Consider the following 24,483-nt stretch of genomic DNA (forward strand, 5'->3'; position numbering starts at 1 on the left):
GTTCACGCTGCGACTCGCTTTCTCTTGCGTGTGGTGAAGAACTGGGCCGCGAGCATCACGATCACCGAGGTGCACATCGTGATCACCGCGACCGCGGCGACGGTCGGATCGTTCGTCTGTGTGACGCTGTTGAAGATCTTCACCGGCAGCGTCTGCAGGGACGGACTCTGGATGAACAGCGAGAGCACCACCTCGTCGAACGAGGTGACGAAGGCGAACAGCGCACCCGCGGTCACGCCGGGGGCGATGAGCGGCAGGGTGATGCTGAAGAACGTGCGCATCCGGCCTGCGCCGAGCGAGGCCGACGCCTGCTCGAGCCGCGGATCGAGTCCCTGCAGCGATGCCATCACGTTCGTGATGACGAGCGGCAGGGAGACGATCGTGTGCGCGAGCACGAAGCCGGGCAGGGTGCCGAGCAGGTGCATGCGCAGGAACAGCGAGTACAGGCCGACCGCGAGCACGATGCCCGGCACGATGAGCGGGAGCAGGTAGTACCCCTCGAGCAGCCCCTTGCCCCGGAACTTCACCTTCGACAGTCCGATCGCCGCCATCACCCCCACCGCGGTGGCGACGATCATGGTGACGACCGCGACCTGCAGCGAGGCGAACAGCGCCCGGAGCCACGTGGGGTCGGTGAAGAAGTTCTCGTACCACCGGGTCGAGAATCCCTTCGGCGGGAAGTTGAACGACGGTGCCGCGTTGAACGACATCGGCACGATCACGAGGGTCGGCAGGATCAACCACAGGATGATGACGACGGCGAAGACGCCGAGGACCCGCTTGCTGGTCATCGCTTCTCCACCCCCGGGAAGAGGCTCGCGCCCCGATTGAGGCGCGTTACGATCACGAGGAGCAGGATCGTGCACACCAGCAGGAAGATGCCGAGCGCGGTGCCGTGGCCCCACATCAGGAAGACGCTGATCTGCTGCTGGATCAGTGCGGACACCATGATCTCCTTCGACGATCCGAGCAGCGCGGGGATGATGTAGAAGCCGAGGCCGAGGATGAAGACGGTGACCGAGCCGGCGAAGATTCCCGGCCGCGAGAGCGGCAGGTAGACCGTGAAGAACGCGGTGACGGGGTTCGCCCCCAGGTTCGACGCGGCCGGCAGCAGGCGCTTGTCGATCTTGGCCATCGACGAATAGAGCGGCAGCACCATGAACGGCAGCAGCACCTGGCACATGCCGAGCGCGACGCCGAAGGTCGTGCGGATCAGCGGGATCGGGCCGATCCCGAACCAGGCCTCGAGCAGGCCGTTGATGGGGCCGGTGTCCTGCAGCAGCACCATCCACGCGAGGGTGCGCACGAGGATCGAGGTCCACAGCGGCAGCATGACGAAGAGCTGCAGCACGCCCCGGGTGCGGTCGGAGACGATCGTCATGAGGTAGGCGTAGGGATAGGCGAGCAGGAGGCAGACGACGGTGACGAGCAGCGCCGTGCCGAAGGTGCGCGCGACCACGGCGATGTTCGCCTCGGTCGTGAACAGCCAGCGGTAGTTCTGCAGCCCCGGCTGCGGGTCGGTGACCGATCGGATGAAGACGTCGACCAGCGGCGCGAGGAAGAACAGGGAGACGATCACGAACGCCGGAACGAGGAGCAGCAGCGGACGCCAGTTCCTGGGCGCTCGCTGCTGCTCGTCGGCGTCCGCGCCGGGGGCCGTTCGGCCCCCGGCGACGGTCGTGCCGGTCATCTCGTTCAGTTGCCCGTGGCCCAGCCGGCCCACGCCGCGGCGAGCGCGTCGTAGTTCTTGACCCAGAAGTCGACGTTCGGGGCGATGCCGGTGTCGAGGTGCTCGGTGGTCATCCACTTCTCGAGCAGCGGCGTCAGCTTCGGCTTCGCGTCGACGTTGACCCCGCCGTAGGAGGTGAGCTCCGTCATCTTGGCCTGCTGCTCGGCGCCGAGGGAGTAGTTGACGGCGGCGAAGGCCGCATCCTTGTCCTTCACGCCCTTCGGGATGCCGTTCGAGTCGACCATGATCATCCACTGGTTCCACATCGGCGCGACCTTGGCGCCCGCGTTGGCCGCTCCGTAGCCGCGGCCCGACCAGACGAGCCCCATCACGGCCTCGCCGCTCTCGAGCTGCTGCTGCGCCTGCGCTCCGGTGGTCCAGCCGATCACGTTGTTGCCGAGCTTCTTGTACATGTCGAAGGCGCCCGGGATGTCCTCGGGGGTGAGCTTCTTGAGGTCCTTGCCCTGCGCCGTGAGTGCGAACTCGACGGTCTGCGGGTCGACGTAGGTCGACTGGCTGACGGTGCGCTTGCCCGGGAACTTCTGGGTGTCGAAGAAGTCGGCGGCGCTCGTCGGCGGGTTCGCGCCGAACTTCTCGGTGTTGTAGACGAGCACCAGGCCGTAGAGGATCTGCGGGACCATGCACTTGTCGGTAATGGTTCCCTTCGGGATCTTCGAGGTGTCGACCTTGCTCATGTCGTATTCCTCGTAGAGGGTGCCGCATCCGCGCGCGGTGTCGAACTGGGTGGTGTTCACGACGTCCCAGCTCACGTTGCCCGCGTCGACCATGGCCTTGAGCTTGCCGGCATCGAACGCGTCCTGGGTGAAGGTCGCGCCGGAGGCCTTCGCGAACGGATCCCAGAGGGCCTTCTGCTGGCCGTCCTGGAACACGCCGCCCGAACCGGCGAAGGTGAGGGTGACCCCCGCGAGCGAATCGGCCTTGATCTCGCCGGCGACGGGCTTGCCGAGGTCGTGCGTGGGCGCGGGGGCCTGCTCGCCGCCGCTGCAGCCGGCGAGCGTCAGCGCGAGCGCCGCGGCACCGGCGACGATCGCGAGGCCGCGTCGCGCCCTGGAGTTCTTCAACATGGATGTGCGCTCCTTCACGTCGGTGTGAAATTCGGCCCCTCCCCGGGCGCGTTCCGTGCGCCGGGACCCGGGCATCATCGCCCTCGGGTGCGGGACCTCACTCAAAGTACCCACGTACTCCGCGGCGCTCCGGCCCGCGTTACGGCTTCGTTACCCCGGACCGACGAACTTCGTATCCCCATATGCGAGCGCCCGAAAGCGTCATATGAACGTACGGAGTCTTCCACCGCCTGTAGCGCCGGCCATACGATTGAGCCGACATTCGCCGCAGTTCAAAGGAGACGCACGTGCGGATCATCATCGTCGGGGCCGGCCTCTCCGGACTCGCCTCCGCCTGGGAGCTTCGCAAGGCCGGGCACGATGTCACGGTGCTGGAGGCACGCGATCGCGTCGGCGGCCGCACGTGGTCGCAGCGCCTCGGCAACGGGCAGTGGACCGAACGGGGCGGCGAGTACATCTTCCCCACGGAGTTCCCCATCCGCAGGCTCGCCGCAGAACTCGGCGTGCCGATCATGTCGCACAACGTCCGCTATGGGCGCCGCACCGTCAACGGCCGCGTGATCTCGTTCGCCGAGCTGGATGCGACGAGCGAGCGGGTGCGGGCGACGCTCGCCCAGATGCTCGCGGACGGCGAGACCGGGGTATCGCTCGAAGCGGCGTTCGCCGCGGCCCTCGGTGCCGACTATCGTCTCGACCCCGTCTACCGGCGCACGACGACCTCCGCTGCAGCCGATCCCGCGCTCGTCAGTGCGGAGGCCGTGCTGCTGCACGAGTCCTCGACCGTCGACGGCTACGTCGAGGACGGCGGGCGCTTCGTGTCGGGCAACCAGTCGCTCTCGATCGAGATCGCGCGTCGCCTCGGGGACCTGGTTCGCCTCGAACATCCCATCGCCCGCCTGGACCAGTCGGCGAGCGGCGTGCAGGCGGAACTCGTCGACGGCACGCGGCTCGACGCCGATGCCGCGGTGCTCTCGGTCCCGCTGCCCGTCCTGCGCGAACTCGAACTCGGCTTCGATCTTCCCGAGGCGCAGCAGCGCGCGCTCGATCACCGGTTCATGGGCGTCGCCGCGAAGCTCGGCGTCCCGCTCAGCCGCGTCGACGACGACATCGCCCTGCAGAACCCCGATCACACCTGGTGGTCGTGGCGTTCGCTCTCGGTAGACGGCGAGCACCGCATCCCCGCGCTGTCCTGCTTCGCCGGGGGCCGGCCGCGCTGGCGGCACTCGGCGTGGCCGAGGGGTCCGAGGGGTGGGTCCGGGCGCTGCGCGGCATGCGCCCCGAACTGGAGATCGACGGCGATCCCCTGCTCACGACCTGGGCTGACGATCCCTGGGCCCGCGGCTCGTACAGCGCGCCGGGGCTCGCCTGGAGCGCTGAGGACGCCGGTGCGTTCGACCGCACCGCCGGCCGCGTCGCCCTGGCCGGCGAGCACACCGGGCTCGCGCAGTCCCTCTCCGGCGCGGTCGCGTCGGGCTACCGAGCGGTCGCCGCGCTCGCCCGGGAGTTCGCGGCCTAGCCCCGGCGGATCGCGATGGCCTTCACCGTCCGGACCCTGCTCGAACTCCCGTCGGCGCGCACGCGCTCGCTCACGCCGGGCATCGGCGAGGATCGTCCCATCGCGTGGGCGCACGTGTGCGAGCTGGCCGAGCCGTGGAAGTGGCTCGGCTCGGGCGCGCTGGTGATGACGACCGGCCTCGCCGTCCCGGAATCGGCCGCGGATCAGAGCCGGTACTTCGAGGGGATGCAGGCGGTCGGGATCGCGGCCGTGACGATCGGCGAGGACATGTCCGCACCTCCCCTCACCGCTGACGCGCTCGCGCACGCCTCGGAGCTCGGCTTCCCGGTGCTGGAGACCGCTCACGAGACGCCGTTCATCGGCCTCGCCATGGCGGTCGCCGAGGCCGCCCAGCAGGAGCGTGCGATGCGGGTCCAGCGCACCGAGCGCCTGTACGCCGCGCTCGGTGCGCACGCGTCCGACGGCATCGAGCCGCTGCTCGAGGACCTCGGCGCCGTCCTCGGCGGAACCGCCGCGGTGCGTCCGAGCCGCCGGGCGCGGGGTGCCACCCACGGCCGCGTCGAGCAGCTGGGCGCGCGAGTCTTCGAGGTCCCGCTGCTGGCGCCCGGGGACCCGGCCCTGCGCCTCACCCTCGACGAGCACGGCTCCCTCGACCTCGCGCTGCTGCAGCACGCCTCGGCCATCGTGAGCTCCGCGCTCTCGGTGGCGGCCGCCGCACGGCGGCACGAGTGGATGTACGGTTCGATCCTCCTCGCGAACCTCGCGGACGGCACGGTTCCTCCAGCGCCCGCGGAGCGACTCGTGGCGGCGCACGGCGTCGGAGCGCCCTACGCCGTCGCTTCCTGGCCGGTCGACGACCCGCGGGAGGCGGTCGAAGCGGCGCTCGCGGGGTTCTCGGCCGCCGAGCTGCCCGCGCTCGCGACGATCAAGGACGGGCACGTGCTGCTGCTCGCGCAGGACGGCGAGGGGCTCGTCGCCGCCCTCGAGTCGTTGGTGCCGAGCGCGGGCGCGATCGGCGTCAGTGCGCCGTTTCCCGCGCTGGACGGCTTCGCGAGCGGGATCCGCGAGGCGAACCTCGCGCTCGTGCACGCCGGCCGGAACGGGGCCGCGAGCGTCACGCGATTCGAACCCGCGAGCTCCGGCTCGCTCTTCCTGCCGGAATCGCCGAGCCAGCTGCGAGCCCTGGCGGCCCAGGTGCTCGATCCGCTCTTCGCCTACGACCGGCGGCGGGGCACCCAGCTGCTCCCGACCCTGCGGGTGTTCCTCGAGGAGAACCGCGGCTGGGTGCGTGCGGCCGATCGGCTGTTCATCCACCGGCAGACGCTGATCGCCCGGGTGGCCCGGATCGAGCAGGTGCTCGAACGCGACCTGTCGACGCTCGCCGACGCCACCGAGTGCTGGCTTGCGTTGCAGGCGGCCATCGAGTGCGGCCTCGTCGAGCCCATCGCGACCGAGGATCATACGAACGTCCGAGGCATCGGACGCTGATCAGACGCTTTTCCCTTGCCGAGCCCCTCCGCCGCTCCATAGCCTGGTCGACGCGGTCCGCCTGAATCCAGAGGAGACACATGAGCACCACCCCCGACACCGACGTCATCGTGATCGGAGCCGGCTTCGCCGGTCTCGTCGCGGCCCGCGAACTCGGCCGGGCCGGGTTCGACGTGATCGTGCTCGAAGCGCGCGACCGCGTCGGCGGCCGGACGTGGACCGACCGGCGCATGGGCCACGACCTCGAACTGGGCGGCACGTGGGTGCACTGGGTGCAGCCGCACACCTGGTCCGAGATGACCCGGTACCAGCGCGACATCGTGCGCAGCCCGGCAGTCGAGGAGGCGTTCTGGCTCGGCGCAGGGGACGCACCCCGCCGGGGCACCCTCGACGACTTCATGGCGCTGATCGACGCGGGCCAGCAGCAGCTCGTCGACGATGTCCGCACGGCGATCCCGCGCGGCGTCGACCCCACGGTCGGCGGGATCCGGCAGCTCGACCCGCTCTCGATCCAGGATCGCTTCGACGCGCTCGGCCTCGACCCGGACGCGCGCAGCGCGAACGAGTCGGTGTGGGTGGGGCACGTGAACGCGCGGCTCGACCAGGTGGGCCTCGCGAGCGCGATGCGCTGGGTGGCCGCGACCGGCGGCCACTGGCAGCTCATGCACGAGGCGTCGGCCACCTACCGCGTGGTCGGCGGGATGTCGGAGTGGACCCGCCTCATCGCCGAGGACGTACCGGGCGAGATCCGGCTCGGTACGACCGTGGTGGGCGTCGTCCAGGACTCCGACGCAGGCAGCGTCGCCGTCACGACCGGCGACGGCACGACGCTGCGCGCCCGCCGCGTCGTCACGACGCTGCCGATCAACGCGATCGGCGGGATCGCGTTCGAGCCCGCGCTGCCCCCGGCCTGGCAGCGGGCCGCTGCCGAGACGGTCGCTTCGCAGGGCACGAAGGTCTGGATCAAGGTGCGCGGCGCCATCCCCCGGTTCTTCGCGTACGCGAGCCAGAGGCACCCGCTGTCGGTGCTGAAGAGCGAGTACTTCGGAACGGACGCGCACGGCGACTACTCGATCCTTGTCGCGTTCGGCCCCGACCACACGCAGCTCGACCTCACGAGCATCGCCGATGTGCAGGCTGCCGTCGACGCGTTCCGCGGCGACCTCGAGGTGCTCGAGGTCGCCGCGCACGACTGGATGAAGGATCCGCTGTCGCGCAACACCTGGATGACGCATCGGCCCGGGCAGCTCACCCGCGACCTCGCCGAACTGCGCGAACCGCACGGGCTCGTGCACTTCGCCACCACCGACAACGCGAACCTCTGGGGCGGCTTCGTCGACGGCGCGATCGAGAGCGGGCTGCGTGAGGCGAAGCGGATCGCCGAGGAGCTCGCGCCGCGCTAGTCCCGCACCAGCACCTCGTCGCCGAGCACGGCGCGCGCGGTGAGCATGCCTCCGGAGAGCGACGCCGAGTCGAAGCCCTCCTGCGCGAGCAGCCGGTGGGCGATGTGCGAGCGCACTCCGGAGCCGCAGAGCACGAGCACCGGACGGCCGGCAGCGGCGGCCCGCACCTCCGCGAGCCGCCCGCGCAGTTCGGTGTGCGGCACGTGCATCGCTCCCGGCAGGTGCCCCGATGCGAACTCCCCGGAGCTGCGCACGTCGAGCACCAGCGCCGACTCCCGGCGAGCCGGCCACTCCTCCGCGTACCAGAGCGCGAGCGTCCCGTCGACGACGTTCGTTCCAACCATGCCCGCGAGGTTGACCGGATCCTTCGCGCTGCCGTGCACGGGCGAATAGGCGAGGTCGAGGTCGATGAGATCGCCGGCCGTCATGCCGGCGCGGATCGCGGTCGCGAGCACGTCGATGCGCTTGTCGATCCCGTCGGGGCCGACCGCCTGGGCGCCCAGCACCAGTCCGTCGGCCCGGCGGACGTGCACGAGGAGCGCCATCTGCGCCGCGCCGGGGAAGTAGCCGGCGTGCTGATTCGGGTGCAGGTGCAGGGTGGCGTAGTCGAACCCGGCAGCGTCGAGCGCCCTGCGGTTCGCACCGGTGAGGGCTGCGGTGCGCGACCCGACGCGGATCACCGCGGTGCCGAGCGGCGCGGGGATCGGCCGCGCGAGTTCCGGGCGCAGCAGGTGATCGGCGATCTGGCGTCCGGCCCGGTTCGCGGGGCCCGCGAGGAGCACCGAGCGGCGGATCCCGGTCACCGGGTCGGTCGAGCGGACCGCGTCGCCCGCCGCCCAGACGTGCGGCGCAGAGGTGCGTCCGCGCTCGTCGACGACGATCGCGCCGTCCTCGCACACGATCCCGGCGGCCTCGAACGCCGCGGTGTCGGGCCGCGCTCCCGCCGCGAGCAGGATCGTATCGGCGGCCAACCGCACCCCGTCGGACAGCAGCACGGTATCGCGCTCCGCACCGGGTTCGATCCCGACCGCCTCGACGCCCGTGCGCACCCGGATCCCGAGCCGGAGGAGCTCGCCCGTGACGGACGCCGCGATCTCGGGTTCGAACGGTGCGAGCACGTGGGGTCCCCGCTGCACGAGGTCCACCTCGAGTCCCCGCGCACGCAGCGCCTCGGCGGCTTCCACGCCGATGAATCCCGCACCGAGCACGACCGCCCGGCGGCGTTCGCCGTCGTCGGGCCGCGACTCGACCAGCCCGCGCAGCGCGACCGCATCGCCCACCGTGCGCAGCGTTCCGACGCGCGGCGAATCGCTCCCGGGGATCTCGGGCCGGACGGCGACGGTCCCGGGGGTGAGCAGCAGTTCGTCGTAGCCGAGCACCGTCTCCCCCGCCGGCGTCCGCACGACGACCTCGCGCGCGGCCGTATCGAGGCCGACGACCTCGTGCCGCGCACGGACGTCGAGATCGAGCGCCGCACGCAGCGATTCCGGCGTCTGCACCAGCAGCGCCGATTCCTCGGCGATCTCGCCGCCGACGTAGTAGGGCAGGCCGCAGTTCGCGAAGGAGACGTGCTCGCCGCGCTCCAGCACGATGATCTCCGCGCGCTCGTCGAGTCGGCGGGCGCGCGCCGCCGCGCTCATTCCCGCGGCGACACCGCCCACGATGACGATCCGCTTCGGTCGCGCCTCGGACTCGCCGGTCGCCCGGTTCATCGGCCGAACCAGCGCGCGAGCAGCCCGGGCCGGGCCGCCTTCGCCGCGTCGATCTCCTCGGGGGAATGCGCCCCCGAGCACCACTGGCCCGCGGGCACCGCCGCCTTGACCTGCTGCACGTGCTGGCCGCATCCGGCCCACGTCGTCTTTCCGCACACCGTGCACGCGGTGGGTCTGCACATCTTCCGCTCCAATCGCTCGGATACCCTCGGGGGTATCCTTTCACAATACCCCATAGGGTATTGTGAACGCGGAGGCGGCGGTCGTCGGGACCCCGCGACGACGGACGGAGCACCGGTGAACGGCACGAAGCACGGCGACCCCGAGACGCAGCGCAAGATCGCCAACCGGCTGCGCCGGGCCCGGGGCCAGCTCGATGCGGTCATCGCCGCGGTCGAGGAGGAGGCGAGCTGCCGCGACGTCGTGCAGCAGCTGTCCGCGGTCTCGAAGGCGCTCGACCGGGCAGGCTTCCTCATCGTCTCGACCGCGCTGCGGGAGTGCCTCGAAGCGCCCGAAGGCGAGGCCGAACTCGACACCGCGGAGCTCGAGAAGCTGTTCCTCTCGCTCGCGTAGCGGGCCGGAAGCCGGCCCGCTCCGCGAGCGAGCGACTATTCGTCGATCCCCGGCAGGGTGCCCAGGCCGTCGACGGCGGGGATCGCGGCGAGCAGCCGCTGGGTATACGGCTCCCGAGGATCGGACCAGACCCGCTCGGACGGTCCGCGCTCGACGATCACCCCCGCGTTCATCACGGCGACCTCGTCGGCGATGGTGCGCACGACCGCGAGATCGTGGCTGATGAACAGCAGCGAGGCGCCGGATTCGAGCGCGAGCCGCCGCATGAGCGCCGCGACCTTGGCCTGCAGGCTGGCGTCGAGCGAGGCGATCGGCTCGTCGCCGATCAGCAGCTTCGGCCCGGCCGCGATGGCGCGTGCGATCGCGATGCGCTGCCGCTGCCCGCCCGAGAACTGGTGCGGGAACCGGTTCCCGACATCGGCGGGCAGCTCGACCTCGCGCAGCAGGTCCGCCACGCTCCAGCTCGTCGACTCGGGATTCGCGCGCAGGCCGTCCTCGATCTGGCTGCCGACCGTGCGCCGCGGGTTGAGCGAAGCGTAGGGGTTCTGGAACACCATCTGGATCCCCATGAGCGCACGCGGCCGGCGCCGCATGCCGAGCTTGCCGACCGCGGCCCCGCCGAAGCGGATGCTGCCGTGGGCGATCGGCTCGAGCCCGCAGACCGAGCGGGCGAGGGTCGACTTGCCGCAGCCCGACTCCCCCACGAGTCCGACGACGCTCGACGGCGCGATATCGATCGAGACGTCGTTCACGGCGGTCAGCGCACCGCCGCCCGGCAGACGGTAGCGGACGGTCAGGTCCTGGATCGACAGCAGTGGCTCGGTCATCGCACGGCCTCGCTTCCCTCGATCGGTCGGCCGTCCTCGTCGAGGAACGGCAGGTGGTTGGGCAGCGCTTGGACGAGCGCCCGGGTGTACGCCTCTCGAGGACGCCGCAGCACCTCGAAGCGCGGACCTTCCTCGAGGATCACGCCCTGCCGCATCACCGAGATGCGGTCCGCCAGGCTCGACATGACCCCGAGGTCGTGCGTCACGAGCATGACCGCGAGCCCGAGGTCGTCGCAGAGCTGCTTCAGCAGCCGCAGCACGCCGGCCTGCACCGTGACGTCCAGCGCCGTCGTGGGTTCGTCGGCGATGAGGATCTCGGGCTCGCAGATGATCGCCATCGCGATCGCGATGCGCTGCAGCTGCCCGCCCGAGAACTGGTGCGGATACTTCTTGATCGCCGTCGCGGGATCCGGAACGCGCACGAGCTCGAGCGTGCGGATCGCCCGCTCGCGCGCCGTGCGCTTGTCGGCGCCGGCGTGCACCCGCAGGTGATCGGTCAGCTGACGGCCGATCGACAGCATCGGGTGCAGGCTCGCCGTCGGATCCTGGAAGACCATCGCGATCCGGTTGCCCCGGTACTTCGTGAGGGCGCGCTCGTCGAGCTCCAGCAGGTTGCGCCCGTCGAAGTCGATGCGGCCGCCGGTGCGCGCGCCGCCGGGCAGCAGCCCGCACATGGCGAGGCCCGTCATCGACTTGCCCGAGCCGGATTCGCCGGCGAGGCCCGTGATCCTGCCCGGCTCGAGGTCGAGGTCGATCCCGCGCACGACCGGCTTCGGATCGCGCTCCGAGCCGAACGTGACCGTCAGGTCCCGGATCTGCAGTCCACCGCTCATACGGCCCTCCCCTGCACGGCATCCCGCGTGTGCGGGTCGAGCGAGTCGCGCAGCGAGTCGCCGATGAAGTTGAACGCCATCACGACCGTGAAGATCGCGAGGCCCGGGAACGCGGAGATCCACCACGCCGAGAACTGCTCGATGCCGCCCGCGACCATCGCACCCCAGTCGGGAGTCGGCGGCACGGCGCCGAGGCCCAGGAACGAGAGGCCCGAGAGCAGCAGCATGGCGGTGCCGACATCGAGCGTGGCCAGCACGAAGACCGGTGCGAGCACGTTCGGCAGGATGTCGCGCCGCAGCGTGGTGAACGGCCCCGCCCCGAGCAGGCGTCCGGCGACCACGTACTCCTGCCCCCGCGCGCTCACGACGAGCGAGCGGGTGACGCGCGCGTAGGCCGGCCACGACACGATCAGCATCGCGATCACCGCATTCGTGAGGTTGGGGCCGAGCGCCGCGGTGATGACCATCGCGAGGATGATCGTCGGGAACGCGAACACGAGGTCCGAGAGCCGCATGATGACCTCGTCGACGGCCTTGCCGAAGTACCCGGCGACGGCGCCGAGCACGCCGCCGAGGACCATGGCCGCGGCGACCAGCGCGAGCGACAGCGGAAGGGAGACGCGGGATCCGTGCAGCACGCGCGACAGCACGTCGCGGCCCACCTGATCGGTCCCGAACCAGTGCTCCGCGCTCGGCGGCTGCAGTCGCGGGAACGCCTGCGCCAGCGGATCCGCCGGCGCGATCACGGGCGCGAGCAGCGCGATGAGCAGCCAGCCGGCCGCGATCACGATGCCGGTGATCGCGAGCGGCGTGCGGAACGACGGGTTGATGCGGAACCGGCGGCTGCGCGGCGCCTCGCGGCGCAGCACCTCGGCGGCGCCGGCGGCCTGGGGAGCTTCGGTGCTCATACCACCCTCACTCTCGGGTCGACGACGCCGTACAGGAGGTCGACGACGAAGTTCAGTCCGATGTAGACGATGCCGACGATCAGGCCGACGCCCATGATCGCGGGCAGGTCGAGTTTCGTGGCCGCGGCGAAGGAGTACTGGCCGAGGCCGTGCCACGAGTACACCTGCTCGACGAGCACGGTGCCCGAGAGCAGCGAGCCGAAGGCGAGACCGAGCACGGTCAGGATCGGCACGAAGGCGCCCCGCAGGATGTAGCCGAAGATCACGGTGCGGCGGGGCAGTCCCTTGGCGCGCGCGGCCTTCACGTACTCCATGTCCATCACCTCGAGCACCGCCGATCGCGAGAAGCGCGTCAGCAGGCCGATCGTGTAGAGCGCGAGCACGGAGGCGGGCAGGATCAGGTGCCGGAGCGCGTCCCAGAAGGTCCAGAGGTCGCCCGCGAGCAGCGCATCGATCGTGTACATGCCCGTCACCTGGGGCGGCGGGATGCTCGCGGGTTCGAGGCGGCCCGAACCCGGCAGGATCCCGAGTAGGAAGAAGAAGAGGTAGTACGCGACGAGCGCCAGCCAGAACGTCGGCCAGGAGAGGCCGATGAGGCTCACGACGCGGATGACCTGATCGACGAGGGTGCGGCGCTTGAGCGCCGCCCACAGCCCGAGTCCGATGCCGACGATCGCGGAGAACACGATCGCGGCGAGCGCGAGCTCGATCGTCGCGGGGAACGCGGCCGCCAGTTCCTTCGCGACCGGCTGGTGGCTCTGCACCGAGGTGCCGAGATCGCCCTGGAAGATGTTGCCGACGTAGCGCAGGTACTGCATCGGGATCGGCTGGTCGAGTCCCTGCTCGGCGCGGAACTTGGCGACGATCTCGGGGTTGGCGGCGGCCTGCTCGCCGAGCGCGGCCTGCACCGGGTCGGCGGGGACGAGGTTCGTGAGCGTGAAGGTGACGACCGTGACGCCGAGCATCAGCAGGACGGTCACCACGAGCCGCACGGCGACGTAGCGCACGAACGGGTGGATGCCCGCTCGCGCGCTACGTTCGGCCGTGGCGATCGCTCGCGTCTGGCTACTTGATGAGGGCAAGGTCGACGGTCCAGACCGGGTTGGTCGTCACCGAGGAGACGCTGGGCGCCATGACCACGTTCTGGGCGGGCTGCAGCAGCGGGATGAAGGGGCCGCTCGCGTTGAGCTGCTTCTGCCAGTCCCCGTAGGCCGACGCGCGGTCAGACCCGGTGGCCGCCGCAGCCGCGGTGGCGGCCTTCGTCACCGCGTCATCGGCTCCGGCCTTCCAGCCGGCGCGCAGGCCCACGAGCTCGCCGGGCGAGAACACGAGGTAGTTCGAGGGGTCCGGGAAGTCCGGGCCCCAGTACCAGAGGCCCACGGTCTCCTTGCCGTTGCGGTAGGCGTCGAGCTCGGTGGCGACGGGCGCAGGGGCGAGCTGCACGGTGATGCCGACCTCGGCGAGCTGCGCCTGGACGCTCTCGGCGACGTTCTGCAGCGAGAGCCCCTGCACGGTGATGTCGTTCGGGAAGTTCAGCGTGATCTTCTCGCCCGCGTAGCCCGACTTCGCGAGCGCGGCCTTCGCCGCCGCGACATCGCGCTGGGTGCCGTCGGCGGCCTTCAGCGAGCCGTCGAAGAGCGAGGGCACGACGCCGCCGGGGCGCACGGAGCCCTTGCCCGCGAGGTCGACGATCTTGTCGTAGTCGACCCCGAGCTTGAACGCCTTGACGAAGTCCGGGTTGCTCGTCAGCTTGTTGACGGCGGGATCCTGGTTGAGCAGCAGGAAGATCATGTAGCGCGAGGCGTTGCTCTCGATCTTGACCTTCGAACCCGAGAGCTCGGCGACCTGGTCGGGGTTGAGGTCGAGCGCGACCTGCGACTCGCCCTTCTCGACGTTGAGCTTCTGCGTCGGGCCCTCGACGTTGCGCAGCACGACGCGGCTGTAGGCCGGCTTGTCGCCCTGGTAGTTCGGGTTGGCCTTGAAGACGACCTGCTTCGCCGCGTCGAAGGACTCGAGCGTGTAGGGGCCGGAGCCCGCGGACTCGCCGTTGAGGAACGCCTCCGCCTTGTCGTTCGCGTCGCTCGTGCCGCCGTTCTTGGCGACGACCTTCTGGTTGACGACCGACAGCGCCGGGTTCGGCAGGATGTAGGGCAGCGCCGGGTTCGGCTTCGCAGAGGTGAGGGTCAGCGTCTTGTCGCCGGTCTTCTCGACCTTGACGCCGTCGAGCAGGAACGAGGGGTTGCCCTTCACGCCCTGCACGCGCTGCAGCGAGAAGACGGCGTCGTCGACGGTCACCTCGGATCCGTCGGAGAACTTCGCCCCGCCCTTCATGGTGAGGGTCATGACCGTGTTGTCGGCGTTCATCTCGTAGCTGGCGAGGCCGTCGACCGGCTTGGTGACGTCGCTGCCGTTGAACGTGAGGAGCGTCTGGTAGAGCGCCTTGGCCACGATCGAGCCGGTGGTCTCGTACTCGCGGTTCGGGTCGGCGGTCTTGAGGTCGAACGAGGCGTCGACCACGAGCGACTTGCCGCCCGCACCGCCGCCGGCGTTCGGTCCGCCGGCGCAGCCGGTGAGCGCGAGCGCCGTCGCGGCGACCGCCGTCGCGCCGAGGAGGACGCGGGACAGAGAATGCTTCATCGGATCTCCTTGATGATCGAACGGTCCGCGAACGGACCTGAGTGGAATTATGCTGTGAAGCCGCCGTTTCGTGCTACCCGATCCGCCGGATCGCACGTAACGTTTCGGTTACCCCGCGGTATTTCACCAATTCGTCCAGAATGATGGATGCACGGATCCCGAAGGAGGGACAGAGTGAAGCTCGACGACACCCACCGCCGCATGATCGATCTGCTGCGCCGCGACGGGCGGCTCTCCGTCAACGCGCTCGCCGAGCAGCTCGGCATCTCGCGTTCCAACGCCTACCAGCGCTTCGAACGCCTCGTCCAGGCCGGGGTCATCACCGGCTTCCGCGCCGACATCGATCCGCGGGCCGTCGGCCTCGGCATCTCCGCACTCGTCTTCGTCACCCTCGAGCAGGCGCGCTGGACGGAGTTCCGCGAGGCGCTCGCGGAGGTCGACGAACTCGAGTACTTCGCCGTCACGACCGGGCAGCACGACGCCATGCTGCTGGTGCGCGCGGCCGACGTCGCAGGGATCCACGGCCTCGTCTCGCTGCGCCTCGCGCAGTGGCCCTCGATCAAGTCGACCGAGACGGTCTTCCTCATGGACGAGGCCAGCACCCTCGCGGCGCTCCCGGCCGCGACGGCGCAGCGCTCTCCGGCGTCGGAGGACTTCGACGGCCAGGTCGCCGGCATGACGCGCTTCATCCGCGCGCGCCACGGCAGCCCCTCGGCCGCGGAGTGAACGCGGGAACGCGCGGTCAGCGCACCTCGACGCAGGCGCTCGCCTCCGGACCCGCCGCGGAGGCGTAGAACTCCGTGAGCCGCAGCGCGCCGTCCGCGGTGCGGGACACGACCGTGACGGCGTTGCCGTGCGTCAGCGCGCCCGACGCCGATCGGTGGTTGTACGAGAGGCGCACGGTGTCGCCCTCGCGCACCCCCGCGAAGCGCCCCTCGACCACGGTGTCGCCGGCGTAGTCCCCCCACACCACGCCGTCGTTTTCGAAGTACGAGAAGCGCGTCGGCTCCGCGGCGACCGCGCTCGTCGAGGAGCTCAGCATCTCGAACACGGTCCCGTCGAGCGGAACCGCCACGCGCTCCCCCTCGATCGCGCTCTCGACGATCTCGATGTGCTCCCGGATCATGGCGTCCCCCCGTGCGGCGCCGCACGACCATCGCGCGGGCGCTCCCACGCTAGTGGATCCCGCCGCCGGGAGCGCGGCCGAGCCCGGGCGCTCCGCCGGACGGGTTTCGGGGGAAGCCGGCCGGCGGAGCGCGCGGCCCCGGCCGCGCGACCCCGGACCGAGTCCTTCGGACCGGGGCCGCGCGCGGTTACAGCACCTTCGAGAGGAAGTCCCGGGTACGCGCCTCGCGCGGATCCACGAGGACCTCGTGCGGCGACCCCTGCTCGACGACGACGCCCTCGTCCATGAACGTGACGGTGTCGGCCACCTCACGGGCGAAGCCGATCTCGTGGGTGACCACGATCATCGTCATGCCGCTGCGCGCGAGCTGCTTCATCACCTCGAGCACCTCACCCACGAGTTCGGGATCGAGCGCCGAGGTCGGCTCGTCGAACAGCATCAGCTTCGGGCGCATCGCCAGCGCACGTGCGATCGCGACCCGCTGCTGCTGGCCGCCCGAGAGCTCGCTCGGGTAGGCCTGCGCCTTCTCCGAGAGCCCCACCTGCTCGAGCAGTTCGCGGGCGTGCGCCTGGGCAGCCTGCGGCTTCTCCCCCTTGACCGTGATCGGCGAGCACGCGACGTTCTCGAGCGCCGTCATGTGCGGGAAGAGGTTGAAGCGCTGGAACACCATGCCGATGTCGCGGCGCTGCGCCGCGGCCTCCTTGGCGGGCAGCTCGTGCAGCTTTCCGCCGCGCTCCCGGAACCCGATCAGCTCGCCGTCGACGCGGATGCTGCCGCCCTCGATGCTCTCGAGGTGGTTGATGCAGCGCAGGAACGTCGACTTGCCCGAACCGGAGGGGCCGAGCAGGCAGCTCACCTCACCCGGTCGTACGTTCATCGACACCCCGCGCAGCACGTGGTTGTGCCCGTAGGCCTTGTGGACCTGGTCGGCCTCGACCATGAACTCGCTCATGAGACCCTCCCGTTGTCGCCCGTGTCGGCGCCGAACGCCGGCACGACGCTGATCACCTTCGTCACGCCCGCGCCCGCCCGCGGACCCTTCGGCCCGCGGCTCACCCGGCGCACGTGACCCCGCGAGAACCGGCGCTCCAGGAAGTACTGGCCGACCATCATGATCGAGGTGAACGCGATGTACCAGACCGAGGCCACGAGCAGCAGCGGGATCGGGTTCAGCGTCTCCGACGAGATGTCGCGGGAGCGGGTGTAGAGATCGAAGCTGTAGGGCACGGCCGTGACCAGCGAAGTGGTCTTCAGCATGCCGATGATCTCGTTGCCGGTCGGCGGGATGATCACGCGCATGGCCTGCGGCAGCACGACCTTGCGCATGTTCTGCCCCCAGCTCATGCCGAGCGCCGTCGCGGCCTCCGTCTGCCCGGGATCCACGGCGAGCAGACCCGCACGCACGATCTCGGCCATGTAGGCGGCTTCGTTGAGCGCGAGGCCGAGCACCGCGATCCAGAACACGTCGAGCAGGTCGGCGGTGCCGAACGAGAACCAGGGCTGCTGGAACGGGAGCCCGACGGTCACGGTCTTGTAGATCGTGGTGAACAGGCCCCAGAAGACGAGCTGCACGTACACCGGAGTACCCCGGAAGATCCAGATGAACGCCCAGGCGACGGCGACGAACACCCGGTTCGGGCTCTGCCGCATCACCGCGAGCAGCACGCCGAGGGCGATCGCGACGATCATGGAGTAGGCGGTGAGCTGCAGGGTGATGCCCGCCGACTGCACGATCCGCGGATCGAACAGGTAGGTGCGGAACGCGTTCCAGTCGTAGGCCTCGCGACCGGCCGCGTCGACGATGACGGCGACGACGGCCAGCAGCAGGATCACGGCGACGACCGTGCGCCAGGGATGCTTGCGCGCGCGGCGCGGATGCGCACCTCGGGCGGGATCCCGAGGTCGGGAGCGGATGCTCTCATGGTGACGGAGACTCCTGACGGCTACTTGGTGGCGGCGTTGATGGTGATCTGCTCGATCGCGCCCTGCTCGACGCCCCAGTACTTCAGGAGCTTCGAGTAGGTGCCGTCGTCGGACAGATCCTGGACGGCGGCGCGCAGGGCCTCGGCGAACTCGCCGCGATCCTTCTTGACGATCGCGCCCGAGAGCACCTCGTCGTAGATGGGCGAGCCGACGAGCTTGCCCTTGCTGAGCTTCACGGCGTAGCTCGTGACGGGCGAGTCCGAGACCATCGCGTCGGCGCGGCCGAGGGTCAGCGCCGCGGTCTGCTCGTCCTGGGTGTCGTAGCCGAGGATCTCGATCTTGCCCTTGCCCGCGGCGTCGCACTTCTTCTGCACCTGGGGGAGGTAGTCGAGGATCGCGGAGCCGCCGTTCTGGGCGCCGACCTTCATGCCGCAGACCTGCAGTTCCTCGGTGATCGGCTTGTCCTTCGGCGACGCGAACTGGTTGCCCGCCTTGAAGAAGTCGATGATGTCCATCGTCTCCTGGCGCATCTTGGAGTCGTAGTAGCCCCCGATGCCGAGGTCGTACTTCTCGCCGAGGATGCTCGGCACGATGTTGTCGAACTTCGCGACGCGGTACTCGGTCTCGAGTCCGAGCTTCTTGGCCGCGGCGTTCATGAGGTCGACCTCCCAGCCGATCGGCTTGCCGTTCTTGTCCTTGAACTCGTTCGGCGCGTAGGTGGGGTCGACGCCGATGATGATCTTGCCGGCCTTCGAGACCTCCGCCGGCACCTTGGCCGCGGCGTCCTTGTTCACGGAGATCTTGGCGAGGTCGACGCCGGTCTGGTCGCCGCTCTTCTTGTCGTCGACCTGCGGCGCGCAGGCCGCGAGACTCGAGATGGCGACCGCCGTGACGGCGGCGAGGGCGAGGGTGCGCTTCAGCGACATGGGGTGCTCCTTTGCGTGGTGTGCGGAAGTGTGGGTGGTGGTCTGGGGCGGGCCGGGCCCGCGGTCTATGCGGCCGGTTCGGCCCGTTCGGACGATCCGGTCGGGTCGGCCGCGCGGAAGACGGATCGACCGCGCGAGAAGGTCTCGACCGTGCGCGTGCGCGCGATCTCCGAGGCGGGGGCGGCGAAGGGGTTGCGGTCGACCACGGTCAGGTCGGCGGCGAAGCCCGGGGCGATGGTGCCGACCTCGCGCTCCCAGCCGTTGATCTCGGCGCCGCCGCGCGTGTAGGCGCGGAGCGCCGCACCGAGTTCGAGGCGCTCCCCGGGCACGAACACGCGCTCGTTGCGGTCGGGATGCCCCTCGGGGTGCTGCCGGTTCACGGCCACGTGGATCCCGAGCCAGGGGTCGGCGGTGGTCACGGGCCAGTCGGACCCTGCGACGAGCCGGCCCTCGGCCTCCGCGATGCTGCGGAAGGGGTACTGCCACTCGGTGCGGTCCTCGCCGATGAGGGGCACGTTGAGGTCGACCATCTGCGGATCGTACGAGGCCCAGAGCGGCTGCATGTTCGCGGCGACCCGCAGCGCGCCGAAGCGCGTCACGTCGTCGGGGTGCACCATCTGCAGGTGGGCGATGTGGTGGGTCGCGCCCGCGTCGCCGTTCGCCGCGCGCGCCGCGGCGACCGCGTCCAGGCACTCGGTGACCCCGCGGTCGCCGATGGCGTGGAAGTGGACCTGCAGTCCGTCGGCGTCGAAGCGGGTCACGATCCGGTCGAGCAGCTCGGGCTCGACGAAGGAGATCCCGGTGTCCCCGGCGTCGCCGCAGGCGCAGCCGGCCGCGAGGTAGGGGGCGCTGACCGCCGCGGTCTTGTTCTCGACCACGCCGTCCTGCATGATCTTGATCGTCGTGATGCGGAATCGGTCCCCCTGGAACTCGCGGCGCACGGCATCGAGCTCGGGGATCTGCTCCTCCCCCGGGTGCGGTCCCACCAGAGGGCCCCGTTGACGCGGGCGTGCAGTTCGTCGCGGTCGACGGCCTCGCGGTAGACGTGCACCTCCTGCGAGCTGTGGTTGCCGTAGTCGCCAATGAGCGCGTCCTGCCATCCGGTGATCCCGTACGCATGCAGGTACTCCTGGGCCGACATGAGCGCGGCGTACATGTCGGCGCGGGTCGGTTCGGGGGCGAGGCCGAGTACGAGCATGCGGGCGCCCTCGTGCAGCGTCCCGGTCGGTTCCCCGGACGCGTCGCGTTCGATGGTGCCGTCGGCGGGGTCCGGGGTGTCGCGGGTGATCCCGGCGAGCCGCAGTGCGGCGGTGTTCACCCAGGTGCTGTGGTGGTCGCGGTTCGAGATCGCCATGGGGCGGTCGGCGCAGATCGCGTCGAGGTCGGCCGCCAGCGGAAATCCGCCCGGGAACGCGGCCATCTGCCAGCCGCCGCCGAGGATCCAGTCCGCGTCGGGGTTGGCCTCGACGTAGGCCCGCACGGTCTCCAGGTAGTCCTCGCGGGTCCAGCCGCCCGAGAGGTCGCAGCCGAGGCGCTCGAGGCCACCCTCGACGGGGTGCACGTGCGAGTCGATGAGGCCGGGCAGCAGCAGCCCGCCGCTCAGGTCGACCACGCGGGTCTCCGGACCGATCATCGCCGCCACTTCTTCGATGCCCACGGCCGCAATCCGGTCGCCGATCACTCCGACGTCGGTGCGCACCGGATCGGCGCCGCTGCCGTCGAAGACCTCGCCGCCCGTGAAGGCGATCGTGAGCTGCTGCATGGGTTCCCGCTTCGTCGGGATCGAGTCGCTGCTGCGGGGCCGGACGGCCGAGCACCATCGCTCAATCGTTTTAGGTTAATCGTTTGAGTGGAAGATAGCATTGGAGTCGAACAGCCCGCAAGCCGCCGAACGAGGAGCACGCAGATGACCACCACCCTCGCCGACGTCGCGCGGGAGGTCGGCGTCTCGACAGCGGCGGCCTCCCTCGCGATCAACGGCAAGCCCGGCGTCTCTGCCGCGACGCGCGACCGCGTGCTCGAGGCGGCCCACCGGCTCGGCTACCGCCCCAACCCCGCGGGTCGCGCGCTCCGCAGCTCGCGCGCGGGCGCCATCGGCCTCTACCTCCCCAATTCGGCCGTGCACTTCGGCTACTACACGGAAGCGACCAACGGCGTCGCCGAGGCCCTGCACCGCAGCGGGATCCCGCTGCTCGTGCTCCCCAACGCGGCCCACGGCGCGCGCCTCGACACGTTCCCGGCCGTCGACGGCTACCTCATGATCGAGCCGCACTCCGACGACCCCGGCGTCGCCGAGATCCTCGCCCAGGACCTGCCCGTCGTCACCGGCGACCGCCCCCGCGCGGCTTCGGCGACCCCTGGGGCATCGTCGAATCCCCCAACACGGAGCTCGTGCGCACCGTCTTCGACCGGTTCCTCGCGGGCGGCGCGAAGCGGCCGGGCATGATCCAGATCGAGCGCGTCTCGGAGTGGACCCTCGAACTCGAGGCCTCGTACCTGGCCTGGTGCGCCGAGCACGGTCTCGAACCGCGGATCGCCGAGGTCGGGTTCCACGACTCGAACGAGGAGATCCTGCGCACGCTCGCCGGCTTCTTCGACGAGACCTCCGGATGCGACGCGGTGCTCACCGCGGGCGACGGCATCGCGGTGCGCATCGCCGGGATCCTGCGCTCCCTCGGCAAGCGGGTCGGCACCGACGTGCGTCTCATCTCGGGCGTCGACAGCCCGCTCATGGAGTTCCACACCCCCTCCATCACCGCCGTCGACCTGCAGCCCCGCGAGTTCGGCCGGGCCTGCGCCGAGCTCCTGCTCGAAATGCTCGACGCGGAGCGGCCCGAGCGACCGGTCCGACGCACCGTGCCCTCGCCCCTGGTCGAGCGGGCCTCGGGCTGACCGCGGCTGCGGTCGCGTGCATCCGCTCGCACACATCCAGCCGCAGCTGCGCGCCCGAACACCCGTGCGACGCGCCGGGACCGCCGCCGCGCGGGTGCTAGCGTGAAGCATCGACCGCGGGGAGACAGGCGGAAGGGGCAGCGATGACCGACACCACCGATGCTCGGCTGTGCGCGGACGCGCGCGCGTGGGCCGAGCAGGATCCCGATCCCGAGACCCGCGCCGAGGCCGAGGCGCTGGCCGACGCGGCGGAGGCCGGTGACGACGCCGCGCGCGCCGAGCTGCGCGACCGCTTCGACGGCCGCCTGGCCTTCGGCACCGCCGGGCTGCGGGCGGAGCTCGGCGCCGGGCCGCGCCGCATGAACCGGGTCGTCGTCTCGCAGACGAGCGCCGGCTTCGCCGCGTACCTGCGCGACCGCGCGGCGCGCGGCGCGACCACGAACCCGCCCACGGCCGTGGTCGGCTACGACGGCCGGGTAGGATCCGAGGTCTTCGCGCGGGACGCCGCCGAGGTGCTCGCGGGCGCCGGGATCCGGGTCACCCTGCTGCCCGAGGCGGGCCCCACCCCGCTCACCGCGTTCGCCGTACGCCACCTCGGGGCATCGGCCGGCGTGATGATCACCGCCAGCCACAATCCGCCGCGCGATAACGGCTACAAGGTCTACCTCGGGGACGCCGACGGCGGTTCCCAGATCGCACCGCCGGTCGACGCCGAGATCGCGGCCCGCATCGCGGTCGCGGCCGAGCGGCCGTTCTCGGAGATCGAACGCGGCACCGCGATCACGATCGCCGGGCCGGAGCTCGCCGACGCGTACGTGCGCGAGACCGCGGCCGCGGTCGTCGCGGGGATCGCGCCCGACGCCGGATCCGACCTCACCGCTTCGCTCACGGTCGTCTACACCGCCATGCACGGTGTCGGCGCAGAGCTCGGCCGTCGCGTGTTCTCGGCCGCGGGCCTCCCGCACGTGCTCCCGGTGCCCGAGCAGGACCGCCCCGACGGGGATTTCCCGACCCTCGCCTTCCCGAACCCCGAGGAGGAGGGCGCGCTCGACTTCGCCTACGCGCTCGCGAGCGACGTCGGCGCCGACCTGATCGTGGCGCACGACCCCGATGCCGACCGGCTGGGCCTCGCCGCCCCGGACCCGGCGAGCGGGGGCGCCTACCGCCGTCTCAGCGGCAACGAACTCGGCCTGCTGCTCGGCTGGCGCGCCGCCGAGCGACGGCTGCGCGAGGCCGAGCGCGACGGCATCCCCGTCACGGGCTCCCTCGCGAACACCATCGTGTCCTCGCCGGCGCTCGGCGCCGTGGCTCGGGCGCACGGACTCGGCATCGTCGAGACCCTGTCGGGGTTCAAATGGGTGTCCCGGGTGCCCGATCTGGTGTTCGGCTACGAGGAGGCCCTGGGATACCTGCCGTTCCCCGGAGTCGTCCGCGACAAGGACGGGATCCAGGCGAGCGCCGATGCGATCGCCATGGTGCGCGAGCTCGCCGCGGAGGGACGCACCGTGTGGGATCGGCTCGACGAGGCCTCGGAGCGGTTCGGGCATTTCACGAGCTCGCAGATCGTGGTGCGGCTCGACGGAGTCGACCGGGTGGAACGCCTGGCCGAACTCGTCCGGCAGGACCCCCGACCGAGTTCGGCGGAGTCGAGGTGAAGCGCTTCACCGACCTCCGCGCGCCCGGCGCGGCCGAGGTCCCCGCCAACGTGCTCCGCTTCGACCTCTCAGGGGGCTCCCGGATCATGATCCGGCCGAGCGGCACGGAGCCGAAGCTCAAGATCTACCTCGACGCCCGGTCGGGCAAGGGCTCCGTGGCCGATCGTCGGCGCAAGGCCGAGAAACGCCTGCGGCGGCTCGAGTCCGCCGTTCGCGACTACCTCGACGGATTGCAGGCGGAGCCGGCGTGAACGCGCCAGAGCGCTGGTCGCCCGGTCGCGCTGCCGCCTGGCTCCGGCGTCCCGTACCCGAGGACCACAAGTACCGGCGCGGCGTGCTCGCCGTGCGCACGGGGTCCGCGCGGTATCCCGGCGCCGCCGTGATCGGCGTCTCGGCGGCGTGGCGCACGGGCATCGGCATGGTCCGATACGTTGCGCCGCTCGGGGACGCATCGCCGGATCTCCCGTCGCCGGTCGAGGCCGTGCTCGCCCGGCACCCCGAGACGGTGCCGGGTCCGGGGCGCTGCGATGCCTGGCTGATCGGCTCGGGCACCGATCCGTCCGCGCGAACGGCGGCCGAGGAGGCCGAGGTGCTGGAACTGCTGCACGGCACCGCCCCGGTGGTCGTCGACGCGGGAGCGCTCGATCTCGTCGAGCGGCGCGAAGGGGATGCCGCACCGCTGATCCTCACCCCGCACGCCGGGGAGTTCGCACGTCTCATCCGGCGCACCCCGCCGACCGAGGACGGATCCCCGGCCGGCGTCGCGCGACGCGCCGGGGCCGCCGCCGAGCTCGCGGCCGAGCTCGGGGTCGCCGTGCTCCTCAAGGGGTCCGTCTCGATCTGCGCGGATCCGGACGGGCGCGCGATCGCGCACGGTCCGGCGACGCCGTGGCTGGCGACCGCCGGGACGGGCGACGCCCTCGCCGGGATCCTCGGCGCGCTCCTGGCCGCGCACGCGGAGCACCTGCGCGAGCGGCCCGCCGCGGTGGTCGAGCTCGGGGCCACCGCGGCCCTGCTGCACGACTCCGCCGCCCGCATCGCGGCGCGCGATCCGGAGGCGCGGGGAGCCGGATCCCCCATCACCGCGCTCGATCTCGTCGCCGCGCTGCCGCACGCCTTCCGCTCCGTGAGCTCCGCCGGAACCGGCGCGATCGCGAGCTGAGCGACGGACGCCGCGCGCGGGATCGCCCCGACGCGGCACCGTTCGCAGAGACGCGGACGGGCCGACCGGGATCTCTCCCGGCCGGCCC

23 protein-coding genes and 2 pseudogenes are annotated in these 24,483 nt (G+C 71.1%); 9 read left to right on the forward strand and 16 right to left on the reverse strand.

The window, feature by feature from the left end:
* Positions 1-2 precede the first annotated feature (2 nt).
* From AB3K78_RS12210 to AB3K78_RS12220, 3 genes are read right to left on the reverse strand one after another with little or no spacing between them, the layout of a single operon-like run.
* Positions 3-791, reverse strand: a complete 789-nt coding sequence (locus tag AB3K78_RS12210; RefSeq protein ID WP_416443615.1) for an ABC transporter permease — start codon at positions 789-791, stop codon at positions 3-5.
* Positions 788-1,690, reverse strand: a complete 903-nt coding sequence (locus AB3K78_RS12215) for an ABC transporter permease (RefSeq protein ID WP_416443617.1) — start codon at positions 1,688-1,690, stop codon at positions 788-790. Before AB3K78_RS12215 ends, AB3K78_RS12210 begins: the two co-directional genes overlap by 4 nt.
* 5 nt (positions 1,691-1,695) lie before the next feature.
* Positions 1,696-2,814 (reverse strand): ABC transporter substrate-binding protein, encoded by a 1,119-nt coding sequence (locus AB3K78_RS12220; RefSeq protein WP_416443619.1) that lies wholly within the window; start codon positions 2,812-2,814, stop codon positions 1,696-1,698.
* Between the two features lie 287 nt (positions 2,815-3,101).
* On the opposite strand from AB3K78_RS12220, the gene AB3K78_RS12225 reads away from it, so the two are divergent.
* The 3 genes from AB3K78_RS12225 to AB3K78_RS12235 all read left to right on the forward strand — a co-directional run bounded on the left by AB3K78_RS12225 (position 3,102) and on the right by AB3K78_RS12235 (position 7,221).
* Positions 3,102-4,496, forward strand: coding sequence for a flavin monoamine oxidase family protein (locus AB3K78_RS12225; protein ID WP_416443621.1), 1,395 nt, complete (start codon positions 3,102-3,104; stop codon positions 4,494-4,496).
* Entirely contained in the window at positions 4,412-5,818 is a 1,407-nt protein-coding gene (locus AB3K78_RS12230; protein ID WP_416447352.1) for a PucR family transcriptional regulator, read from the forward strand. Before AB3K78_RS12225 ends, AB3K78_RS12230 begins: the two co-directional genes overlap by 85 nt.
* Positions 5,819-5,898: 80 nt before the next feature.
* Positions 5,899-7,221, forward strand: a complete 1,323-nt coding sequence (locus AB3K78_RS12235; protein WP_416443623.1) for a flavin monoamine oxidase family protein — start codon at positions 5,899-5,901, stop codon at positions 7,219-7,221.
* On the opposite strand, the gene AB3K78_RS12240 is transcribed toward AB3K78_RS12235, so the two are convergent.
* Positions 7,218-8,933, reverse strand: coding sequence for an FAD-dependent oxidoreductase (locus tag AB3K78_RS12240; protein ID WP_416443625.1), 1,716 nt, complete (start codon positions 8,931-8,933; stop codon positions 7,218-7,220). The two genes, AB3K78_RS12235 and AB3K78_RS12240, sit on opposite strands and share 4 nt — an antisense overlap.
* Complete coding sequence (locus AB3K78_RS12245; protein WP_416443627.1) at positions 8,930-9,115, reverse strand: hypothetical protein; 186 nt, start codon at positions 9,113-9,115, stop codon at positions 8,930-8,932. The genes AB3K78_RS12240 and AB3K78_RS12245 overlap by 4 nt, the downstream gene beginning before the upstream one ends.
* A 115-nt stretch (positions 9,116-9,230) precedes the next feature.
* Here AB3K78_RS12245 and AB3K78_RS12250 point away from each other — a divergent pair, with 115 nt between their 5' ends.
* On the forward strand, positions 9,231-9,506 hold the full coding sequence (locus AB3K78_RS12250; RefSeq protein ID WP_416443629.1) for a metal-sensitive transcriptional regulator: 276 nt from the start codon (positions 9,231-9,233) through the stop codon (positions 9,504-9,506).
* A gap of 35 nt (positions 9,507-9,541) precedes the next feature.
* Here the strand turns inward: AB3K78_RS12250 and AB3K78_RS12255 are convergent, their stop codons facing one another.
* The 5 genes from AB3K78_RS12255 to AB3K78_RS12275 are packed head-to-tail and all read right to left on the reverse strand — an operon-like array spanning position 9,542 to position 14,711.
* Complete coding sequence (locus AB3K78_RS12255; protein ID WP_416443631.1) at positions 9,542-10,333, reverse strand: ABC transporter ATP-binding protein; 792 nt, start codon at positions 10,331-10,333, stop codon at positions 9,542-9,544.
* A complete protein-coding gene (locus AB3K78_RS12260; RefSeq protein ID WP_416443633.1) occupies positions 10,330-11,166 on the reverse strand; it encodes an ABC transporter ATP-binding protein in 837 nt (278 codons plus the stop codon). Before AB3K78_RS12260 ends, AB3K78_RS12255 begins: the two co-directional genes overlap by 4 nt.
* Positions 11,163-12,074, reverse strand: a complete 912-nt coding sequence (locus AB3K78_RS12265; RefSeq protein WP_416443635.1) for an ABC transporter permease — start codon at positions 12,072-12,074, stop codon at positions 11,163-11,165. Before AB3K78_RS12265 ends, AB3K78_RS12260 begins: the two co-directional genes overlap by 4 nt.
* Positions 12,071-13,081, reverse strand: a complete 1,011-nt coding sequence (locus AB3K78_RS12270; protein ID WP_416443637.1) for an ABC transporter permease — start codon at positions 13,079-13,081, stop codon at positions 12,071-12,073. The genes AB3K78_RS12265 and AB3K78_RS12270 overlap by 4 nt, the downstream gene beginning before the upstream one ends.
* Positions 13,082-13,139: 58 nt before the next feature.
* Entirely contained in the window at positions 13,140-14,711 is a 1,572-nt protein-coding gene (locus AB3K78_RS12275) for an ABC transporter substrate-binding protein (RefSeq protein ID WP_416443639.1), read from the reverse strand.
* Positions 14,712-14,885: 174 nt separating this feature from the next.
* Between AB3K78_RS12275 and AB3K78_RS12280 the strand changes: the two genes are divergently transcribed.
* Positions 14,886-15,437 carry an Lrp/AsnC family transcriptional regulator gene (locus AB3K78_RS12280; protein WP_416443641.1) on the forward strand — a complete coding sequence of 184 codons (552 nt, stop codon included), beginning with the start codon at positions 14,886-14,888 and terminating at the stop codon, positions 15,435-15,437.
* A gap of 16 nt (positions 15,438-15,453) precedes the next feature.
* Here AB3K78_RS12280 and AB3K78_RS12285 read toward each other — a convergent pair whose 3' ends face one another.
* The 6 genes and pseudogenes from AB3K78_RS12285 to AB3K78_RS12310 all read right to left on the reverse strand — a co-directional run.
* A complete protein-coding gene (locus tag AB3K78_RS12285) occupies positions 15,454-15,837 on the reverse strand; it encodes a hypothetical protein (RefSeq protein ID WP_416443643.1) in 384 nt (127 codons plus the stop codon).
* A gap of 187 nt (positions 15,838-16,024) precedes the next feature.
* The gene (locus AB3K78_RS12290) at positions 16,025-16,789 is read right to left on the reverse strand and encodes an amino acid ABC transporter ATP-binding protein (RefSeq protein ID WP_416443645.1); all 765 of its coding nucleotides are present in this window, start codon (positions 16,787-16,789) and stop codon (positions 16,025-16,027) included.
* Positions 16,786-17,670: an amino acid ABC transporter permease gene (locus AB3K78_RS12295; RefSeq protein ID WP_416443647.1), complete on the reverse strand. Its 885-nt coding sequence runs from the start codon at positions 17,668-17,670 to the stop codon at positions 16,786-16,788. Before AB3K78_RS12295 ends, AB3K78_RS12290 begins: the two co-directional genes overlap by 4 nt.
* Before the next feature lie 110 nt (positions 17,671-17,780).
* Complete coding sequence (locus AB3K78_RS12300; protein WP_416443649.1) at positions 17,781-18,686, reverse strand: ABC transporter substrate-binding protein; 906 nt, start codon at positions 18,684-18,686, stop codon at positions 17,781-17,783.
* A 65-nt stretch (positions 18,687-18,751) separates the two neighbouring features.
* Positions 18,752-19,576, reverse strand: a complete 825-nt coding sequence (locus AB3K78_RS12305; protein ID WP_416443651.1) for an amidohydrolase — start codon at positions 19,574-19,576, stop codon at positions 18,752-18,754.
* A gap of 167 nt (positions 19,577-19,743) precedes the next feature.
* Positions 19,744-20,448: pseudogene (locus tag AB3K78_RS12310) on the reverse strand (amidohydrolase); the annotation flags it as partial.
* Between the two features lie 144 nt (positions 20,449-20,592).
* Between AB3K78_RS12310 and AB3K78_RS12315 the strand changes: the two are divergent.
* From AB3K78_RS12315 to AB3K78_RS12330, 4 genes and pseudogenes are all read left to right on the forward strand, one after another.
* Positions 20,593-21,132: a LacI family DNA-binding transcriptional regulator gene (locus AB3K78_RS12315; RefSeq protein WP_416443653.1), complete on the forward strand. Its 540-nt coding sequence runs from the start codon at positions 20,593-20,595 to the stop codon at positions 21,130-21,132.
* Complete coding sequence (locus AB3K78_RS12320; RefSeq protein WP_416443655.1) at positions 21,078-21,578, forward strand: substrate-binding domain-containing protein; 501 nt, start codon at positions 21,078-21,080, stop codon at positions 21,576-21,578. The genes AB3K78_RS12315 and AB3K78_RS12320 overlap by 55 nt, the downstream gene beginning before the upstream one ends.
* Before the next feature lie 143 nt (positions 21,579-21,721).
* Positions 21,722-23,484, forward strand: a pseudogene (locus AB3K78_RS12325) (phospho-sugar mutase).
* Positions 23,481-24,395, forward strand: a complete 915-nt coding sequence (locus AB3K78_RS12330; RefSeq protein WP_416443657.1) for an ADP-dependent NAD(P)H-hydrate dehydratase — start codon at positions 23,481-23,483, stop codon at positions 24,393-24,395. Before AB3K78_RS12325 ends, AB3K78_RS12330 begins: the two are co-directional and overlap by 4 nt.
* Positions 24,396-24,483: the final 88 nt, after the last annotated feature.

Origin of the sequence: Leucobacter sp. HNU, assembly GCF_047946755.1 — a bacterium.
In the GTDB taxonomy this organism is placed as follows: domain Bacteria; phylum Actinomycetota; class Actinomycetes; order Actinomycetales; family Microbacteriaceae; genus Leucobacter.

What these genes read in the sequence shown, in the direction of transcription:
- AB3K78_RS12305 (WP_416443651.1), bottom strand. Translation starts at nt 19,576, where the DNA reads ATGCAGGACGGCGTGGTCGAGAACAAGACCGCGGCGGTCAGCGCCCCC.
- AB3K78_RS12215 (WP_416443617.1), bottom strand. Translation starts at nt 1,690, where the DNA reads ATGACCGGCACGACCGTCGCCGGGGGCCGAACGGCCCCCGGCGCGGAC.
- AB3K78_RS12210 (WP_416443615.1), bottom strand. Translation starts at nt 791, where the DNA reads ATGACCAGCAAGCGGGTCCTCGGCGTCTTCGCCGTCGTCATCATCCTG.
- AB3K78_RS12245 (WP_416443627.1), bottom strand. Translation starts at nt 9,115, where the DNA reads ATGTGCAGACCCACCGCGTGCACGGTGTGCGGAAAGACGACGTGGGCC.
- AB3K78_RS12220 (WP_416443619.1), bottom strand. Translation starts at nt 2,814, where the DNA reads ATGTTGAAGAACTCCAGGGCGCGACGCGGCCTCGCGATCGTCGCCGGT.
- AB3K78_RS12265 (WP_416443635.1), bottom strand. Translation starts at nt 12,074, where the DNA reads ATGAGCACCGAAGCTCCCCAGGCCGCCGGCGCCGCCGAGGTGCTGCGC.
- AB3K78_RS12315 (WP_416443653.1), top strand. Translation starts at nt 20,593, where the DNA reads ATGACCACCACCCTCGCCGACGTCGCGCGGGAGGTCGGCGTCTCGACA.
- AB3K78_RS12275 (WP_416443639.1), bottom strand. Translation starts at nt 14,711, where the DNA reads ATGAAGCATTCTCTGTCCCGCGTCCTCCTCGGCGCGACGGCGGTCGCC.
- AB3K78_RS12235 (WP_416443623.1), top strand. Translation starts at nt 5,899, where the DNA reads ATGAGCACCACCCCCGACACCGACGTCATCGTGATCGGAGCCGGCTTC.
- AB3K78_RS12300 (WP_416443649.1), bottom strand. Translation starts at nt 18,686, where the DNA reads ATGTCGCTGAAGCGCACCCTCGCCCTCGCCGCCGTCACGGCGGTCGCC.
- AB3K78_RS12255 (WP_416443631.1), bottom strand. Translation starts at nt 10,333, where the DNA reads ATGACCGAGCCACTGCTGTCGATCCAGGACCTGACCGTCCGCTACCGT.
- AB3K78_RS12260 (WP_416443633.1), bottom strand. Translation starts at nt 11,166, where the DNA reads ATGAGCGGTGGACTGCAGATCCGGGACCTGACGGTCACGTTCGGCTCG.
- AB3K78_RS12290 (WP_416443645.1), bottom strand. Translation starts at nt 16,789, where the DNA reads ATGAGCGAGTTCATGGTCGAGGCCGACCAGGTCCACAAGGCCTACGGG.
- AB3K78_RS12285 (WP_416443643.1), bottom strand. Translation starts at nt 15,837, where the DNA reads ATGATCCGGGAGCACATCGAGATCGTCGAGAGCGCGATCGAGGGGGAG.
- AB3K78_RS12240 (WP_416443625.1), bottom strand. Translation starts at nt 8,933, where the DNA reads ATGAACCGGGCGACCGGCGAGTCCGAGGCGCGACCGAAGCGGATCGTC.